Annotated in this window: 18 protein-coding genes; 12 read left to right on the top strand and 6 right to left on the bottom strand. The window is 45.0% G+C overall.

Going from position 1 to position 16,022, the window contains the following annotated elements; all coding sequences use genetic code 11:
- The first annotated feature begins 154 nt into the window (after window positions 1-154).
- Window positions 155-1,174 (top strand): tRNA (adenosine(37)-N6)-threonylcarbamoyltransferase complex transferase subunit TsaD, encoded by a 1,020-nt coding sequence (tsaD, locus tag FHQ23_RS10650; protein WP_139614305.1) that lies wholly within the window; start codon window positions 155-157, stop codon window positions 1,172-1,174.
- A 63-nt stretch (window positions 1,175-1,237) separates the two neighbouring features.
- A complete protein-coding gene (locus tag FHQ23_RS10645; protein ID WP_139614304.1) occupies window positions 1,238-1,753 on the top strand; it encodes an HdeD family acid-resistance protein in 516 nt (171 codons plus the stop codon).
- Between the two features lie 68 nt (window positions 1,754-1,821).
- On the opposite strand, the gene FHQ23_RS10640 is transcribed toward FHQ23_RS10645, so the two are convergent.
- A complete protein-coding gene (locus tag FHQ23_RS10640) occupies window positions 1,822-2,649 on the bottom strand; it encodes a glycerophosphodiester phosphodiesterase (protein ID WP_139614303.1) in 828 nt (275 codons plus the stop codon).
- 220 nt (window positions 2,650-2,869) lie between these two features.
- Between FHQ23_RS10640 and FHQ23_RS10635 the strand changes: the two genes are divergently transcribed.
- The 5 genes from FHQ23_RS10635 to FHQ23_RS10615 all read left to right on the top strand — a co-directional run bounded on the left by FHQ23_RS10635 (window position 2,870) and on the right by FHQ23_RS10615 (window position 7,955).
- A complete protein-coding gene (locus tag FHQ23_RS10635; protein ID WP_139614302.1) occupies window positions 2,870-3,937 on the top strand; it encodes an ABC transporter ATP-binding protein in 1,068 nt (355 codons plus the stop codon).
- Window positions 3,937-4,806: an ABC transporter permease gene (locus FHQ23_RS10630; RefSeq protein WP_139614301.1), complete on the top strand. Its 870-nt coding sequence runs from the start codon at window positions 3,937-3,939 to the stop codon at window positions 4,804-4,806. The genes FHQ23_RS10635 and FHQ23_RS10630 overlap by 1 nt, the downstream gene beginning before the upstream one ends.
- The gene (locus tag FHQ23_RS10625; protein WP_139614300.1) at window positions 4,803-5,645 is read left to right on the top strand and encodes an ABC transporter permease; all 843 of its coding nucleotides are present in this window, start codon (window positions 4,803-4,805) and stop codon (window positions 5,643-5,645) included. The genes FHQ23_RS10630 and FHQ23_RS10625 overlap by 4 nt, the downstream gene beginning before the upstream one ends.
- Window positions 5,646-5,676: 31 nt before the next feature.
- A complete protein-coding gene (locus FHQ23_RS10620; RefSeq protein ID WP_139614299.1) occupies window positions 5,677-6,762 on the top strand; it encodes an extracellular solute-binding protein in 1,086 nt (361 codons plus the stop codon).
- Window positions 6,763-6,851: 89 nt separating this feature from the next.
- Window positions 6,852-7,955 (top strand): ROK family protein, encoded by a 1,104-nt coding sequence (locus tag FHQ23_RS10615; RefSeq protein ID WP_139614298.1) that lies wholly within the window; start codon window positions 6,852-6,854, stop codon window positions 7,953-7,955.
- 30 nt (window positions 7,956-7,985) lie between these two features.
- On the opposite strand, the gene plsY is transcribed toward FHQ23_RS10615, so the two are convergent.
- On the bottom strand, window positions 7,986-8,588 hold the full coding sequence (gene plsY / locus FHQ23_RS10610) for a glycerol-3-phosphate 1-O-acyltransferase PlsY (protein WP_139614297.1): 603 nt from the start codon (window positions 8,586-8,588) through the stop codon (window positions 7,986-7,988).
- A 118-nt stretch (window positions 8,589-8,706) separates the two neighbouring features.
- Here plsY and folB point away from each other — a divergent pair, with 118 nt between their 5' ends.
- Together folB and FHQ23_RS10600 are read left to right on the top strand one after the other, a co-directional pair.
- Complete coding sequence (folB, locus tag FHQ23_RS10605; protein WP_139614296.1) at window positions 8,707-9,063, top strand: dihydroneopterin aldolase; 357 nt, start codon at window positions 8,707-8,709, stop codon at window positions 9,061-9,063.
- Entirely contained in the window at window positions 9,063-9,965 is a 903-nt protein-coding gene (locus tag FHQ23_RS10600; RefSeq protein ID WP_139614295.1) for a DMT family transporter, read from the top strand. Before folB ends, FHQ23_RS10600 begins: the two co-directional genes overlap by 1 nt.
- Here FHQ23_RS10600 and FHQ23_RS10595 read toward each other — a convergent pair.
- The 4 genes from FHQ23_RS10595 to aspA all read right to left on the bottom strand — a co-directional run bounded on the left by FHQ23_RS10595 (window position 9,957) and on the right by aspA (window position 13,124).
- Window positions 9,957-10,241, bottom strand: a complete 285-nt coding sequence (locus FHQ23_RS10595) for a helix-turn-helix domain-containing protein (protein WP_139608542.1) — start codon at window positions 10,239-10,241, stop codon at window positions 9,957-9,959. The two genes, FHQ23_RS10600 and FHQ23_RS10595, sit on opposite strands and share 9 nt — an antisense overlap.
- Window positions 10,234-10,494 carry a type II toxin-antitoxin system RelE/ParE family toxin gene (locus FHQ23_RS12625; protein WP_463413905.1) on the bottom strand — a complete coding sequence of 87 codons (261 nt, stop codon included), beginning with the start codon at window positions 10,492-10,494 and terminating at the stop codon, window positions 10,234-10,236. Before FHQ23_RS12625 ends, FHQ23_RS10595 begins: the two co-directional genes overlap by 8 nt.
- A 283-nt stretch (window positions 10,495-10,777) precedes the next feature.
- A complete protein-coding gene (locus tag FHQ23_RS10585; protein WP_139614294.1) occupies window positions 10,778-11,488 on the bottom strand; it encodes an HAD-IA family hydrolase in 711 nt (236 codons plus the stop codon).
- Between the two features lie 214 nt (window positions 11,489-11,702).
- Window positions 11,703-13,124: an aspartate ammonia-lyase gene (gene aspA / locus FHQ23_RS10580; protein WP_139614293.1), complete on the bottom strand. Its 1,422-nt coding sequence runs from the start codon at window positions 13,122-13,124 to the stop codon at window positions 11,703-11,705.
- 221 nt (window positions 13,125-13,345) lie between these two features.
- Between aspA and FHQ23_RS10575 the strand changes: the two genes are divergently transcribed.
- From FHQ23_RS10575 to groL, 3 genes are all read left to right on the top strand, one after another.
- The gene (locus FHQ23_RS10575) at window positions 13,346-13,819 is read left to right on the top strand and encodes an FxsA family protein (protein WP_139614292.1); all 474 of its coding nucleotides are present in this window, start codon (window positions 13,346-13,348) and stop codon (window positions 13,817-13,819) included.
- A gap of 157 nt (window positions 13,820-13,976) precedes the next feature.
- Window positions 13,977-14,267 (top strand): co-chaperone GroES, encoded by a 291-nt coding sequence (locus tag FHQ23_RS10570; RefSeq protein ID WP_132964264.1) that lies wholly within the window; start codon window positions 13,977-13,979, stop codon window positions 14,265-14,267.
- A gap of 47 nt (window positions 14,268-14,314) precedes the next feature.
- Complete coding sequence (groL, locus tag FHQ23_RS10565; RefSeq protein ID WP_139614291.1) at window positions 14,315-15,955, top strand: chaperonin GroEL; 1,641 nt, start codon at window positions 14,315-14,317, stop codon at window positions 15,953-15,955.
- Window positions 15,956-16,022: the final 67 nt, after the last annotated feature.

Raw genomic sequence — 16,022 nt, 5'->3', positions numbered from 1 at the left:
TAGAGTCTGTTGATCTTTGTTTATAATTTGAGCTATAGACACTATAGTTACCCCAAAAAACTTATCGCTTTTCTGCCACCCGGCTGGAGAAAAACGCGAAATTTGCGTAGAATATCACTTTATTTGACAGATTAGAAAAACAGGTAATTCTTGAATGCGGATTTTAGGTATCGAAACCTCGTGCGATGAAACCGGCGTGGCTATTTATGATGAACAACAAGGGCTTGTCGCCAATCAGCTATATTCCCAGATTGCGCTGCACGCCGATTACGGCGGCGTAGTACCGGAACTTGCCTCACGCGACCATATCCGTAAAACAGCACCGTTAATTCAAGCCGCCTTGCAAGAAGCCGGACTGCGTCCTGAAGATATCGACGGTGTTGCTTATACCGCCGGCCCCGGTTTGGTCGGCGCATTATTAGTCGGCTCAACCATTGCTCGCGCCCTCGCCTATGCCTGGAATGTGCCCGCCTTGGGGGTACACCATATGGAAGGACACCTACTAGCACCGATGCTGGAAGACAATCCGCCCGACTTTCCGTTTATCGCATTGTTAGTGTCTGGCGGACATACGCAATTGGTGCAAGTGGACGGCGTCGGACAGTATCAACTGCTGGGAGAATCGATTGACGATGCCGCCGGTGAAGCCTTTGATAAAACCGCAAAACTGCTAGGATTAGATTATCCCGGTGGTGCAGCGCTGGCAAAACTGGCGCAAAACGGCAAAGTGCGGTTTAAATTTCCACGTCCGATGACCGATCGCCCAGGCTTGGATTTTAGTTTTTCCGGTTTGAAAACCTTTGCTGCCAACACCATTGCCAACAATCCCGATGATGAGCAGACTCGCGCCGACATCGCATTTGCTTTTCAAGAAGCTGTAATTGACACTTTGATGATAAAATGCCGCCGTGCCTTGCAGCAAACCGGCTTAAAACGTTTGGTGATCGCCGGAGGCGTCAGCGCCAATACCGCACTTCGCCACGGTTTGGCAGAATTAATGCAGCAACTCAACGGCGACGTTTTTTATCCCAAACCCCAATTTTGCACCGACAACGGCGCGATGATTGCTTATGCTGGCTTTTTAAGACTAAAACACGGGCAACGCCAAGATCTAGCGATCGAAGTGCGACCACGTTGGAATATGACAGAACTTTCGCCTTTAGTAGCGCGCTAAAGTAGCATATTAAAGTGACGTTCTAAATACTTAACTAATTGTACTTGCTTAAAAAAGGAGATTATGATGAAAGATTGGCATGTTTGGCTACTTATCGGCAGCATTTCAATTCTGTTTGGCTTGTTCGCGATTATTAACCCGTTTGCCGCCAGTATTGCAGTGGAACAACTGATTTCTTGGATCTTTATTTTGATTGGGGTAATCCAAATTTACTCCGCTTGGAAAACCCAACGGTTTTCATGGGTGATGTTGTCGGGGGTTATTGGGCTGCTAGTCGGCTTGGTGATGCTGACCAACCCGTTAGTCGCCCTAATCTCGCTCACAGCAACCATCTCCATTTTATTACTGTGCATCGGCTGTGCTAAACTACTCGCCTCTTGGCGCTTGCGTAGCACACCGTTTTTTGGCTTTGTGATGTTTTCCGGGATACTGTCGGTGTTGATCTCGATCGTGATTCTTGCCAACTTACCGAACGCCGCCGCTAGCCTGCTTGGCTTACTGCTGGCAATCGAACTGATTTCAAACGGGATTTCACTGCTGACCTACTCGGTGATCATCAAAAAAATGGAACAGGAATAATCGAAAAACAACAAAGTGCGGTCTGCTAGAACCGCACTTTATTTTTGTTAACCAGGGTCTGTTGATGTTTAATAGTAACGCTTACCGGCTTTCTCAATCAGTTCAATCAAATACGGAATATCATCGTGGCTTAACATATCAATTAAGCCATCACGCAACCAACCAATAATTTCACTTTCAACATCATAACCATATTTTTGATTATATGCTTGCGTGATAGTTTTCCCTTTTGGTGATTCATGCAAATACAGTCGCACCGAGAGACCGGCCTGTTTATACGCTATCAAGTCATCACGATGAATATAATGGTATTCCACGCAGGCACTGTCAGCATTTGAACCTAATGTTGCCGCCAACTGATTTTGATAACGCGCCAAAGTCACCACCTGCAACCGCACTTCCGGCAGCAACCTTTTCACATGGTTGATCATCACATGGTCAAATGCCAGCAACAGCACATTATCAACAGCGTTGGTTTCCTTTAACAATGCTGCCAACACTTCGGCAAAGCGTTGTTGATGTAATTTTTGTTTGGCTTCCACAACCAGCCCAATACCGTTTGCGACCGCCCACAATAGCACCTCTCTCAGCTCTGGAATCGACGTGCCTGCAAATTCCGGAGCAAACTTCACGCCGTAATCATACCGCTTCAACTCAGCCAGGGTCATCAATTCGACGTGTCCCTTTCCGGTTGAAACCCGGTCAATCGTAAAATCATGCAACACCACAATTTTTTCATCGCTGGTCATATGCACATCTAGCTCAACCGTGTGGGTGCCGGCGACAAGTGCAGCTTCGAATGCCAGCATCGTATTTTCCGGATAGCGCATGCTGTAACCACGATGACTGTTTGCCAACACGATACCCTGTTCGGCGACGGTAAAATTAAATCCCATTATCTTCTCCCTAATCTATTTATACATATTATGAATTTAATTATTAAATAATAATGATGAAAATAATAGCCTATTTACTAATAAATATGATCAACATCTCATTTCTACAAAAAATTTGATTTTATTTTTTAAATTGTAATGAAATTGTCATCTTTGTGCAGTATCCTCAGCAACAGTGAATATTTATCTGTCGACCAACATATCCACCCACGGAGGACTCATGGCAACCTTGACAATCAAAAACATCACTAAAAAGTTTGGTGATTACTATGCAGCAAACAACATCTCCTTCAGCGCAGCAGAAGGGGAATTCGTCACGCTATTGGGTCCCAGCGGTTGCGGCAAAACCTCACTATTGAAATTGATTGCCGGGTTTCACACGCCAGACAGCGGTGAGATTTTGATCAATCAAAAAAACATCAATAACCTGCCGCCTGAAAAACGCAACACCGCCATGTGCTTTCAATCCTACGCCCTGTTCCCGCACTTAAATGTCGCTCACAACATCTGTTATGGTCTGCAACAACGCAAAATTACCAGCACAGAGCAAAAAGAGCGGTTGGATGTTGCCTTAAAACAGATGGATTTGGAAATTCACCGCTTAAAACTGCCCGGTCAACTTTCCAGTGGGCAACAACAACGGGTTGCTCTTGCCAGAGCAATGGTAACTCGCCCTGATGTGATTCTGTTTGATGAGCCATTATCCAATCTGGATGCCAAATTACGCGAAAGTGTACGGTTTGAGATTAAACAGCTTTCACGGCAATATCATTTAACCAGTATTTATGTCACTCACGATCAAGCAGAAGCACTGGCAATGTCGGACAAAATTATTGTGCTGAACAAAGGCAATATTGAGCAAATTGGCACACCGGAAGAAATTTATTACAAACCCGTCAACCGTTTTGTCGCTGACTTTATCGGGGTTGCTAATATCACCCAAGCTAAAGTGCGGTCATTGGGCGAACAGCTTTATCAAGTCAGCTCAATATTTGGTGAGTTCACGGTATCCTCCGATGAACCACCACAAGGTGAGCATATTTATATCTGCTTCCGCCCGGAAGATGCTGAACTTAGCGATAATCCTACTGATGAAAATTACTTTGAAGCGGACATTTTACAAGCCGCCTTTATGGGCAATTTGACCGAAATTCAGGCGCAGCTCAAACGTGGCAACGAAACTCAAAAAATTCGTCTACAAGTGAAAAACTTCCTGCAAATTCAAGGAAAAACCAAATTATCTTTCCGCTTACCACGCTCTGCAATTCATTTTTTGGAGGAGGTATGATGAAAAGCTTAAAAAATGATCTAAAAGCTTGGTTGCTGCTCGGCAGTGGGCTGGGCATGATTTTGTTGCTGATGGGCTACACTTTCTATATTGCAGTGGCACAAAGTTTTGGGTTACACAATATCAGCGGCGAACAACCGCACTTTACCTTGTTGTATTGGAAAACGGTACTGTCCGATTCAGTTTTCCAAAAATCTCTGCTCTATTCAGTTAAAGTTTCACTACTCGGCGCAATTTTCTCAATCATAGTCGCCTACCCTATTGCAATGTGGCTGCGTAAACCGATACCCGGCAAAGTGACAATTATTACTATTTTGCGTGCGCCGATGCTGGTTCCCGGTTTGGTCGCCGCTTTTCTGTTTATCAATGTGATCTCCTATCACGGTATTCTCAACGAATCCTTAGTTTGGCTCGGCATTTGGGCGCAACCTAGAACGATGCAAAATGATGAATTTGGCTGGGGCGTGGTGATTCTGCAAATGTGGAAAAACATTCCGTTCGCCCTGATTCTGATCGGCGGTGCAGTCAACGGCTTGAAAACCGATCTGCTTGATGCTGCCGCTAATTTGGGCTCTAACGCTTGGCAGCGTTTTCGCTATGTGATTTTTCCAATGACGCTGGGCGCAGTACAAGTCTCGTTTATTTTAATTTTTATCGGTGCATTAGGCGATTTTGCTTTTTATACCATTGCCGGACCACGCAGCACTTACTCGCTGGCACGTTTAATGCAGATGACCGCCTATCAGTTTGAACAATGGAATCAAAGTGCGGTGATGGCAATGATGATCATGCTCACTTCCGCATTCTTCACTATCCTGATTTCCATCATTATCCGCCCACTGGCAACTAAACGAGGGGATATCAAATGAGCCCACTAAAAACCCATAACGGCAGATTGATTTCCAAGATTTCCCTTATCTTTTTTATTGTGGTCAATGCCATCTGGTTGCTGGTTCCGCTGCTTATGGCGGTGTTGTGGTCGTTGGTCGATCCGGAGCATCCGTGGAGCTATCCGGATCTGTTCCCACAATCACTCTCTTTTGCGCGTTGGAGCGATATTTGGCAAAACACCTCCTTGCCGGAGGCCATGTTCAACAGCTATAGCATTGCACCAACAGTGGCAGCCTTGGCTATTTTATTGGCTTTGCCGACTGCGTATGCTTTCGGCAGAATGGAGTTCAGGGGTAAGAAAATTGCTGAAATTTTGACCTTAATTCCGTTGGTTATCCCGGGTATGATTATTGCGTTATTTTTCAGCGCAGTGTTGGTTGACCTGAATATCAGCAGCCCATTTGTCGGTATTGTGATCGGTCATACCGTGATGACTTTGCCTTATGCTATTCGAATTTTGGCGGCTGGCTTCTCCTCAGTGCCGCAAGATTTGATCGATGCCAGCCGTGATTTAGGCGCAACCAAATTCACCACATTTCGCAATGTCTATTTGCCAATGCTAAAACCCAGTTTTTTAGCCTCAATTATTTTCTGTTTGGTAAAAAGTATCGAAGAGTTCGCAATCTCTTTCGTAATCGGCTCGCCTGACTTTATCACCATTCCGACTATTTTGTATTCCTTCTTAGGCTATTCGTTCATTCGACCAAATGCTGCAGTGGTCTCTCTGATTCTGTTAGTGCCGAATATTATTTTACTGATGATTATCGAAAAATTGTTGAAAGGGAACTATTTATCCCAGTCAACAGGTAAAGCGTAATACCGTTATCCAACCATTAAAGGAGCTGTAAATGAAGTATTTCAAAAAAATCTCACAAATCGGACTCGCCGTGTCAACTTTGGCATTATCGGCACTATCCCATGCCGATGCCCTCGACGGGAAATCATGGGCAGAGATCGAAGCACTCGCTAAAAAAGAAGGTGAAGTGGTTTTCAGCATTTGGTATTTGCAACCGGCATGGCGTAGCGTAGTTAAAGATTTCGAGCAACAATACGGAATTAAAGTTCGCATTCCTGAAGGCACGCTAGACGGCAATACCAATAAATTGATTGCAGAGAAAAATTTGGCACCGGGCAAAATGGATGTAATTGCCGTCAGTGCCGAAGGCATCACCACACTGAATAATTTTGATGTTACCAAGCCACTAACCAGCTTGCCTAATTTTGAAAAGCTCAACCACCATCTGCAAGGCGTTAATCTTGGCGATAACGCTATCGGCTATTGGGGTAATCAAACCGGCTTGGCTTACGACCCGATGCGCTTGAAGCAAGAAGACTTACCACAAACTTGGCAGCAACTGGAAAGTTACATCAAAAACAACCCGAAAAAATTCGGTTATTCCGACCCGAATGGTGGTGGCTCCGGCAATGCCTTTATTCAACGCGCGTTGGTGTATGTTTCCGGTGACTATGATTATCGCCAAGAAACCGTTGATCCGGAACAAGTAAAAAAATGGGAAAGCACCTGGAAATGGTTCCAAGATAATCATGCCAATATGACCCGGACTTCCTCGAATGCCGACAGCTTAACCCGTTTAAATGATGGCGAACTGAATTTGGTTGCCGCCTGGCAAGATCACCTGTTTAGCCTGCAAAAACAAGGTGCGGTGACCAAGCGTCTGGCGTTCTATGTACCTGAATTTGGTATGCTTGGGGGTGGAAATGCGGTGGTGGTTGCCAAAAACTCTCCGCACCCTGCGGCATCGATGCTGTTTGTGCATTGGGTAACCTCGCCGGAAACACAGCAAAAGCTCAAAGACAATTTTGGTGTTCGTCCGTTAAGCAGTGACAGCGGTGAAAAAGATATTGTCGGATTTGCCGCACCTTGGGCAAAAATGCAGGTGCAAGCATTTACCAAAGATGTGGTTTCACGCTAAAATACAAACCGCACTTACGCACTTAATCCAGAAGGGATCAAAACTGATCCCTTCGTTGCTTTAACTATTCGGACTCAGCACTCAAGATCATGCCAAAAAACGACTATTTCAGTTTCTCACTACGCCCAAGCCAAAAGTTGCTGCTCAATCTGATTCGGCAACATACACCATCACGAGTAGAACTGAGCCAACTTTCCGGTTTAACTCCCGGTGCGGTTACCCAATATTGTCGCGAATTAATGTTTTTGGGCTTAATCAAAGAAGGCGCAAAAATTGCCGGAAAACGGGGGCTGCCCTCCTATCGCTTAGAACTGAATCCTGCCGCCTGCTGCTCCGTCGGCGTTTCATTCTACGAAAACCACTTTGAAGCCTCAATTATCGATCTTAGCGGTAAAAAATTGGCGATTTCTGGCGAAACCTATAACGACGTCGATAATTTTGAGCAAATTCTGCTACAGATCAAACATGTCGTTAAAAGTATGCTGGAAAAAAAATTGCTGACCGGTGCCAGAATACTCGGGGTAGGTTATGCTGTCCCGGGTTACCTGCTAGCGGACGGTTCCCGCTCTTCACCTTGGCTGCCGGTGTTACAAAACAAACCGGATTTATCCACCATTTTTGAAGCACAGTTAGGGCTGCCCGCTTGGGTTGAAAATAATACCAATGTCAATGCAGTTGGCGAGTTTTATTCGGGAAATTGGAATAAAATTAAAGACATGACAGTCATCAGTATTGATTATGGTTTGGGTGCCGGCATTATCACCGAAGGCAAACTGACCAAAGGCGGCTTCGGCAATGCCGGCGAAATCGGCGCTTTTTTCCCAAACGGTGAACAACGCCCAACGTGGAAAGATCTGAAAAGAACCTTAAATAAGGAAAACCTACCGCTTGATCAATTGGATAACCTGATCGCCATCCAACACCCGATTATCGAACAGTGGTTAAACCGAGTTTGCGAACAACTGCAACTGGTGATTCAATCAGTACTGTATTGGCTCGATCCGGAGGTAATCGTTATCACCGGACTACTGCCTCCAGCACTTAGCAAAAAAATTATCACCAAAATCAAGCAATCCCCACTATACCAAGATCCACCGAACAAACCCAAACCGCTCCTACACTGCCCAGAGAACTATATGGAAAGCATCTCGCTAGCCGCCGCCTGTTTACCGATTTATCATTTGTTGAATTGATTGCTGCCGCCGGATGCTGCAAAGTACGGTTTACGGCTTCCGCTTAAACTTACTCCACATTTTATCCTCCTGTCCACGCCACAGGCGTTGGATATTTTCGTGGTGGCGGTAGATCAGTAGGCAGCAGACGAGGGCGACAGGGAAGGTGAATTCAGGTTTGAAATAGTAAACGTAAAATGGGACTAAAAGTGCGGTTATCACGGCACTGAGCGAGGAGTAGCCGCTGATTAAAAAAACCAATAACCATGTGCCAAGCATGCTGCCTGCCACACCCCACGCAATCGGTGAAATTGCGCCGAAAGCGGTCGCTACGCCTTTGCCGCCTTTAAAGCCGAAATAGAGTGGGAAGCAGTGCCCCAGGCAAGCCGCCAGTGCGACCATGCCCAGTTCAAAATGGGTCAGTTTTAAGTAGTAACCTGCCCAGACCGGCAGCATACCCTTCAAGATGTCCAACACCAACACCAGCAATGCCAGCCATTTTCCGCCGCTACGCAACACATTGGTCGCCCCTGGATTGCCGGAGCCGACACTGCGCGGATCGGGCAATCCTGCCAAGCGAGAAAGCAAAATCGCACTGGAAATGGAGCCTAACAAGTAAGCAAAAATCATGTAAAAAATAGCAAACAGGCTCATAACAACCTCACTGGCTTCGCAATTAAACGTGAAGAATCTTGATAATATGATCCATTGTACCTAAAATTCGTGGCATAATCTTCGCTAAATGTTCTATTCCGCACAAAATGAGAAAAAAATGTACGATACGATTTTTATTGAAAAGCTGACGGTGTTTGCGACCATCGGAGTTTATGATTGGGAGCAGCAGATTAAGCAAAAACTGGTGTTCGATGTGGAGATGGCGTGGAACAGTCAGCGTGCAGCGGCAGAAGATAATGTTGACTATTGTCTGAATTATGCCGAAGTCAGCCAATTTATAATTGATTATATTGCAGCTAAGCCGTTTTTGTTAATCGAAACGGTTGCCTATCAAGTGGCTGAACAACTGCAAAAACGCTTTGCTATTCCATGGCTGCGACTGAAACTCAGCAAACCCGGTGCCGTAGCGCAAGCGGCTGCGGTCGGCATTGTGGTGGAACGGGGACAACGCTGATGCCATCTGCGTTTTACGGCTATTTAGGCTTGCTGCTTGCTTCCCTGTTTTGGGGGGGTAATTTTATGTTCGGCAAGATGGTCAGTGCCGAGATTCCGCCGATTATCTTAAATTTCAGCCGCTGGTTTCCGGCGGCGATTATTTTACTGCTGCTATTTCACCGCCAGTTGAAGCCTTGCCTGCCAATTATTCGCCGTTATTGGCTATTGCTGACCGCGCTTGGCGTATTAGGAATTATCTTCTTTCCGGTTTTTTTATATCAAGGCTTGCTCACCACTACCGCATTAAATGCCAGCATTTACTTAGCTGCTGTGCCGATGGCTACCCTGTTGCTGAACCGCTTATTTTTTCGTGATCCGATTGAGCCACACATGTTAGTTGGTGCGATATTGAGCTTTATTGGCGTGCTCTATTTGTTAGTTCAAGGCGACCCCTCGAATATTTTGGTATTAAATATCAACAGCGGTGATATTTGGGCGATTGGTTCGGCGCTAAGTTGGGCGGTCTATTGCGCTATCGTGCGTCTCAAACCGCCACAGCTGATCAACAGTGTGTTTGTCACCTCGTTGGTGACCATCGGCGTGCTGTTGTTTAGCCCGGTATATCTTTATTCATTGACGCAAGGCGACGGCGCCGTTTACCGCGAACTCAGCACTACACAGTGGCAGATTGTGCTCTATCTGATTATCTTTCCGTCAATTTTATCCTACATCTTTTGGAATTACGGCATCAGCATTGTCGGCTCAGCAAAAGGTGCCAGTTTCACCAATATTGTGCCGCTGTTTGCCGCCGCCTTAAGTATTATTATACTGCGAGAGCCAATCCACCTTTACCATATCATCAGCAGCATTTTGATTGTTTGCGGCTTGGTTTTGTGCAACCGCAAAGTGCGGTCACCTTAATGGTACAATTGCGATGGTTTTTCCTAATGGTGCAAGAAGTTTTAATAATGTACTCAGCTGAGGATTCGATGTACCTTTCTCAATTCTTGCAATCACGGGCTGTTTAACACCGCTCAGAGCCTCCAATTTCTTTTGCGAAACGCCTAATTCCTGTCTGGCATTGATTAACTCACTAATCAATGCCACCCTAAGATCACTTTCTCTAATCTCCTCTACACTAAAAATCTCTTTTTCAAAATCATTCCAGTTTGAACCGATTGGAGAGATATTATTCATTATTATTTCCTCTTTTAATCATATCTTTTAAATTTTTCTTTGCTCGCTCAATATGTTGCTGTGGTGTTTTGCGTGTCGTTTTCATAAATTGGTATAATAAAACAAAGCTCTGATTCTTGTATGCAGCAAATAATATTCGATCTCTTAATGGTCTTATTTCCCATATTTCTGCTTCTAAATGTTTGATATAAGGTTCGCCTGCGGTGACGCCATGCAAGCTTAATACCTTAATATAATCACGGATCTTGTTCAATTTGATGCGACTATCTTTATCCTTTTTTTTTCGATAGTTCAATAAGATACAACTTAACAGGCTCTTTTCCTTTTTTATCCTGATAAAATACAATATCAAACATAGCCCTTCCTTATCACCGACAATAACATACAAAACACATGCATTCAATAACTTAAAAGTTATTGAATGCTGTATAAATCTGATAAAGAAAATAACGAAGCTTAGAAGAAAATCGAAAGATCAGTATAAAATATTGCGATCTGGCACGAAAAATAGCAATCAAATATCGGAAAAAGTGCGGTCACGCCAATAATAGTAGCTGTTTTAAATTCGTCAATTCAACATGGGGTAGATTACGACTTTGTTGATGCGCAAGCAATGAGTCGCTGTTTAGGTTCAGCCACACCGCCTGACAGCCCGCTTGAACAGCGCCTTGCACATCGGCTTGCAAATTATCGCCAACGTGCAAAATCTGATCTGAGCGCACGTTGAAATGAGCGGCGGTTTGAGCGAATAGATCAAAGTGCGGTTTTGCCCTGCCGTGTTCGCCACCGCGTAAGCACAAACTGAACTGGGTTAAGCCAATTTTTTTAGGATCAACATTGCCGTTGGTGATCACTGCCAGCGGATAGCGCTGTGCCAAGCTGTCCAAAGTGGCTTTTGTTTGTGGCGATAGCGCTATTTGATGGCGCCAATGGATAAAATGTGCCATCACCTTGTTGCTGATTTCCTCAACTTTGTCAGCAGCGACCGCACTTTGTTGCAATAAGCACACCAATGCAGATTTCCGCCAATGCACCACATCTTCCATGATCAACGGATTCGCCACTGCAACCGCACGTTTAACTTGCCCCCAACTTTCCGCCGTCAAGTGCGGTAAGCCCGCCAAACGCTGCAACTCACACAAAAACTGCTTTTCTGCTTCAGCAATCACGCTGCGGTTGTAATATAAAGTATCGTCTAGATCAAAGCTGATAATGTTGAATGGCTGTAACTGACGGTAGAAACGCATAATCAATCCTAAAAAATGAATAAGAGGGATATTATGCCATTAATTCACAAAGTGCGGTTTAAAAAATAAAATTTCAATATTGCGATCCGGATCGAAAGAAAAATCAACGATAATAGCCGCAGCTTTGGGTTTAAGCGTGGCTTTCATCCCGAAATCTGCGGCTGTTTGACTAAAATCCCTGATATTACTTCAGGGAAGTACTGATTTATAACATCTATTCTTCAATCGCTTTGGCTTTATATTTTGGATTCATCAGATTTTCCGGTGACAAAATATCGTCCAGCTGCGCTTCAGTCAATAAGCCTTTTTCCAACACCACATCTTTGACGCTGCGTCCGGTGGTAGCACAAATTTTACCGATAATATCGCCATTATGATGGCCGATAAACGGATTCAAATACGTGATAATCCCAATTGAATTAAACACATAATTTTCGCACACTTCTTTATTGACCGTGATGCCGTCAATACATTTATCGCGCAAATTGACACAAGCATTGCTCAACAGCGAAATGCTTTCAAACATTGCTTGTCCGATCACCGGCTCCATCACGTTCAATTGCAATTGCCCGGCTTCAGCGGCAAAAGTGATGGTGAGATCATTACCAAATACTTTAAAACACACTTGATTGACCACTTCCGGAATGACCGGATTGACTTTTGCCGGCATGATCGATGATCCGGCTTGCAGTTCCGGCAAGTTGATTTCATTTAATCCGGCGCGCGGCCCTGACGACAACAAACGCAAATCGTTGCATACTTTAGACAATTTGACGGCAGTACGTTTCAGCGCACCATGCACCATCACATAAGCACCACAATCCGAAGTGGCTTCGATTAAGTTATGCGACAGCACACAAGGCAAGCCACTAACTTCACTCAAATAGCGGGTTGCCAGTTCCGGATAACCTGCCGGAGTATTCACACCGGTGCCGATTGCGGTGGCGCCCAGATTGACTTCTAATAACAAATTCGCCGTGCGTGATAGATTCAAAATTTCTTCATCTAACAGCACCGCAAATGCGGCGAACTCCTGCCCGACACTCATCGGCACCGCATCTTGCAACTGGGTACGTCCCATTTTTAAAATTCCGGCAAACGCCTGTGCTTTAGCTTCAAATCCCTCTTTTAAATAACGAATTTGTTCGATCAATTTCATCAAGCTGTTATAAACCGCAATGCGGAAACCGCTCGGATAAGAGTCGTTGGTTGATTGGCTGGCATTCACATGATCCATCGGATCTAAATAGCGATATTCACCTTTTTGGTGCCCCATCAACTCCAACGCTAAATTTGCCACCACTTCATTGGTATTCATATTTACCGAGGTGCCCGCTCCGCCTTGAAACACATCCGACGGAAATTGATCCAGACATTTGCCTTGCTCTAAAATGGTATCGCAAGCCTGAATAATCGCTTGAGCAATTTTTTTCGGAATCACTTTCAGCTCAACGTTTGCCAATGCCGCCGCTTTTTTGACCATCACCATCCCGCGCACAAATTCCGGAATATCTGAAATCACCGCACTGGAAATATTAAAGTTCTCTACCGCTCTTAAGGTGTGAATGCCCCAATATACATCTGCCGGCACTTCTCTTTCACCCAATAAATCTTTCTCGATTCTCACCACTGTCATCGCATTCTCCTTTTTATTTATGCTTGCTGATTATCGACAATAAATACTACTGTTTGCGACCGATATTGTAGCAACTTAAAAAAGTTGATCACTGAACATAAATTTATGCTATTCATTACTTTTTATAATCTTCAAGGCTTGCGATAAGTTTGGCTTGAAAAAAGCCATTTTATCCCCATCTTAGTGACTATTCCCTGCTTAATTTTGCGACGAGATACCACATGCCACTATTGATTTTATTTGCTATTTTCGGACTTTATGTCTACCTGGAATTATCGCTGTTAATCACCATCGGCAGTGCCATCGGCGTTTTTCCGTTAATCCTGTTGCTTGTTCTTTCCAGCGTTATCGGGCTTTGGATTATCCGTCTGCGTGGTTGGTATACCATGCTGCGCTTGCAACAACAGCTGCGACAAAGGGAAATGCCGTCGCAAAGTTTAGTGCAAACCGCACTTTGGCTGCTTGCCGGGGTGCTATTTTTGATTCCCGGCTTTCTAAGCGATATTCTCGCTATATTGTTACTGCTGCCGTTTAGCGCTCGCCTGCTAGAAAAATATGTGTCGCGCAAAGTGCGGTCATTTGCTTTTTTCAGCGCAGGATTTACTCAAACTAACGACCGCTATCGCCCTGATAACGACACCGTTTATGAAGCGGAATACGACAAAAAAGTTGATGAGGATAAACGCTTACATTAAAAATTTCATTTTTGCCCTTGAAAGCCGGTAGCCTTGCCCATATTAAGTTTTCACCAATTATTAAAACCGCACTTTGCACGGTTTTGGTTACATAGGTATCCAAACACCGCGCAAACGCATTCAATTAATTAATCTAACTACATCAGGAGAAAGTGAGATGAATATTCGTCCATTACACGATCGTGTGATTATCAAACGTGAAGAAGTTGAAACCCGCTCTGCTGGCGGAATCGTATTAACCGGTTCAGCCGCCACCAAATCGACCCGTGCTAAAGTGTTGGCAGTCGGCAAAGGGCGCATTTTGGAAAATGGCAGCGTGCAGCCACTGGATGTGAAAGTCGGCGACAGCGTTATTTTTAATGAAGGCTACGGCGTGAAAAGCGAAAAAATCGACGGTGAAGAAGTGTTAATCATCTCCGAAAACGATATTTTGGCAATCGTTGAATAATCACTCTTATTTTACTATAACTCATTGTAATAGAAGGAATATATAAAATGGCAGCAAAAGACGTTAAATTTGGTAATGATGCTCGTGTCAAAATGTTGGCAGGGGTAAATGTATTAGCCGATGCAGTGAAAGTGACACTAGGTCCAAAAGGTCGCAACGTGGTGTTAGACAAAGCGTTCGGCGCACCGACAATAACCAAAGACGGGGTTTCAGTTGCGCGCGAAATCGAGTTGGAAGACAAATTCGAAAATATGGGCGCACAAATGGTTAAAGAAGTGGCGTCTAAAGCCAATGACGCTGCCGGTGACGGTACCACCACCGCAACCGTATTGGCGCAATCCATCGTCAACGAAGGCTTGAAAGCCGTCGCCGCTGGTATGAACCCGATGGATCTGAAACGCGGAATCGACAAAGCTGTGGTCGCCAGTGTTGAAGAGTTGAAAAAATTATCTGTGCCTTGTGCCGATTCGAAAGCCATTGAACAGGTGGGTACTATTTCTGCTAACTCTGACACTACCGTCGGTAAATTAATCGCCGAAGCGATGGATAAAGTCGGTAAAGAAGGCGTGATCACCGTAGAAGATGGTAGCGGTCTGGAAGACGAATTAAATGTGGTTGAAGGTATGCAATTCGATCGTGGTTATTTATCGCCTTATTTCATCAACAAACCGGAAACCGGCAGCGTTGAATTGGATAATCCGTATATCCTGTTAGTTGATAAAAAAATCTCCAATATCCGTGAGTTACTGCCGGTACTGGAAGCCGTGGCTAAAGCCGGTAAACCACTGTTTATCGTTGCCGAAGATGTTGAAGGTGAAGCGTTGGCAACCTTAGTGGTCAACACTATGCGCGGCATTGTAAAAGTCGCTGCGGTAAAAGCACCGGGCTTCGGCGATCGTCGTAAAGCGATGCTGCAAGACATTGCAGTGCTGACTGCGGGTACTGTAATTTCCGAAGAGATCGGCATGGAGCTGGAAAAAGCTACAATTGAAGAGCTGGGACAAGCCAAACGTGTGGTCATCACCAAAGACAACACGACGATTATCGACGGTATCGGTGATCAAGCGCAAATCAGCGGTCGTGTGGCACAGATTCGCCAACAAATCGAAGAATCCTCTTCTGATTATGATCGTGAAAAATTGCAAGAGCGTGTGGCAAAATTAGCCGGCGGTGTGGCGGTGATCAAAGTCGGGGCTGCGACCGAAGTCGAAATGAAAGAGAAAAAAGCCCGTGTTGAAGATGCGTTGCATGCAACCCGTGCTGCAGTTGAAGAAGGCGTGGTTGCCGGTGGTGGGGTTGCATTAATCCGTGTTGCCAACAAACTGGTTAATTTGACCGGTGATAACGAAGATCAAAATGTCGGTATCAAATTGGCATTACGTGCAATGGAAGCGCCATTGCGCCAAATCGTTGCCAATGCCGGAGAAGAAGCTTCTGTGGTTGCTCGCAACGTTAAAGACGGCGTTGGTAACTACGGTTATAATGCTGCAACTGAAACCTATGGCGATATGCTTGAAATGGGTATTTTGGATCCAACCAAGGTGACCCGTTCTGCGCTGCAATTCGCAGCCTCTATTGCCGGGCTGATGATCACCACTGAGTGTATGGTGACTGAACTGCCTAAAGCCGAAGCACCAGATATGGGCGCAGGAATGGGCGGCATGGGTGGAATGGGCGGCATGATGTAACCGCACTTCCCTCGTGAAATAAACCCCGATAACACATTGAGTTATCGGGGTTTTAGGCATAGTAGAC

Source organism: Testudinibacter crocodili, assembly GCF_006228025.1.
GTDB lineage: Bacteria > Pseudomonadota > Gammaproteobacteria > Enterobacterales > Pasteurellaceae > Chelonobacter.
This window is presented reverse-complemented; position numbering and strand designations above follow the sequence as displayed.

Coding starts and splice junctions, on each gene's coding strand:
- tsaD (WP_139614305.1), top strand. CDS start 155: ATGCGGATTTTAGGTATCGAAACCTCGTGCGATGAAACCGGCGTGGCT.
- FHQ23_RS10645 (WP_139614304.1), top strand. CDS start 1,238: ATGATGAAAGATTGGCATGTTTGGCTACTTATCGGCAGCATTTCAATT.
- FHQ23_RS10640 (WP_139614303.1), bottom strand. CDS start 2,649: ATGGGATTTAATTTTACCGTCGCCGAACAGGGTATCGTGTTGGCAAAC.
- FHQ23_RS10635 (WP_139614302.1), top strand. CDS start 2,870: ATGGCAACCTTGACAATCAAAAACATCACTAAAAAGTTTGGTGATTAC.
- FHQ23_RS10630 (WP_139614301.1), top strand. CDS start 3,937: ATGAAAAGCTTAAAAAATGATCTAAAAGCTTGGTTGCTGCTCGGCAGT.
- FHQ23_RS10625 (WP_139614300.1), top strand. CDS start 4,803: ATGAGCCCACTAAAAACCCATAACGGCAGATTGATTTCCAAGATTTCC.
- FHQ23_RS10620 (WP_139614299.1), top strand. CDS start 5,677: ATGAAGTATTTCAAAAAAATCTCACAAATCGGACTCGCCGTGTCAACT.
- FHQ23_RS10615 (WP_139614298.1), top strand. CDS start 6,852: ATGCCAAAAAACGACTATTTCAGTTTCTCACTACGCCCAAGCCAAAAG.
- plsY (WP_139614297.1), bottom strand. CDS start 8,588: ATGAGCCTGTTTGCTATTTTTTACATGATTTTTGCTTACTTGTTAGGC.
- folB (WP_139614296.1), top strand. CDS start 8,707: ATGTACGATACGATTTTTATTGAAAAGCTGACGGTGTTTGCGACCATC.
- FHQ23_RS10600 (WP_139614295.1), top strand. CDS start 9,063: ATGCCATCTGCGTTTTACGGCTATTTAGGCTTGCTGCTTGCTTCCCTG.
- FHQ23_RS10595 (WP_139608542.1), bottom strand. CDS start 10,241: ATGAATAATATCTCTCCAATCGGTTCAAACTGGAATGATTTTGAAAAA.
- FHQ23_RS10585 (WP_139614294.1), bottom strand. CDS start 11,488: ATGCGTTTCTACCGTCAGTTACAGCCATTCAACATTATCAGCTTTGAT.
- aspA (WP_139614293.1), bottom strand. CDS start 13,124: ATGACAGTGGTGAGAATCGAGAAAGATTTATTGGGTGAAAGAGAAGTG.
- FHQ23_RS10575 (WP_139614292.1), top strand. CDS start 13,346: ATGCCACTATTGATTTTATTTGCTATTTTCGGACTTTATGTCTACCTG.
- FHQ23_RS10570 (WP_132964264.1), top strand. CDS start 13,977: ATGAATATTCGTCCATTACACGATCGTGTGATTATCAAACGTGAAGAA.
- groL (WP_139614291.1), top strand. CDS start 14,315: ATGGCAGCAAAAGACGTTAAATTTGGTAATGATGCTCGTGTCAAAATG.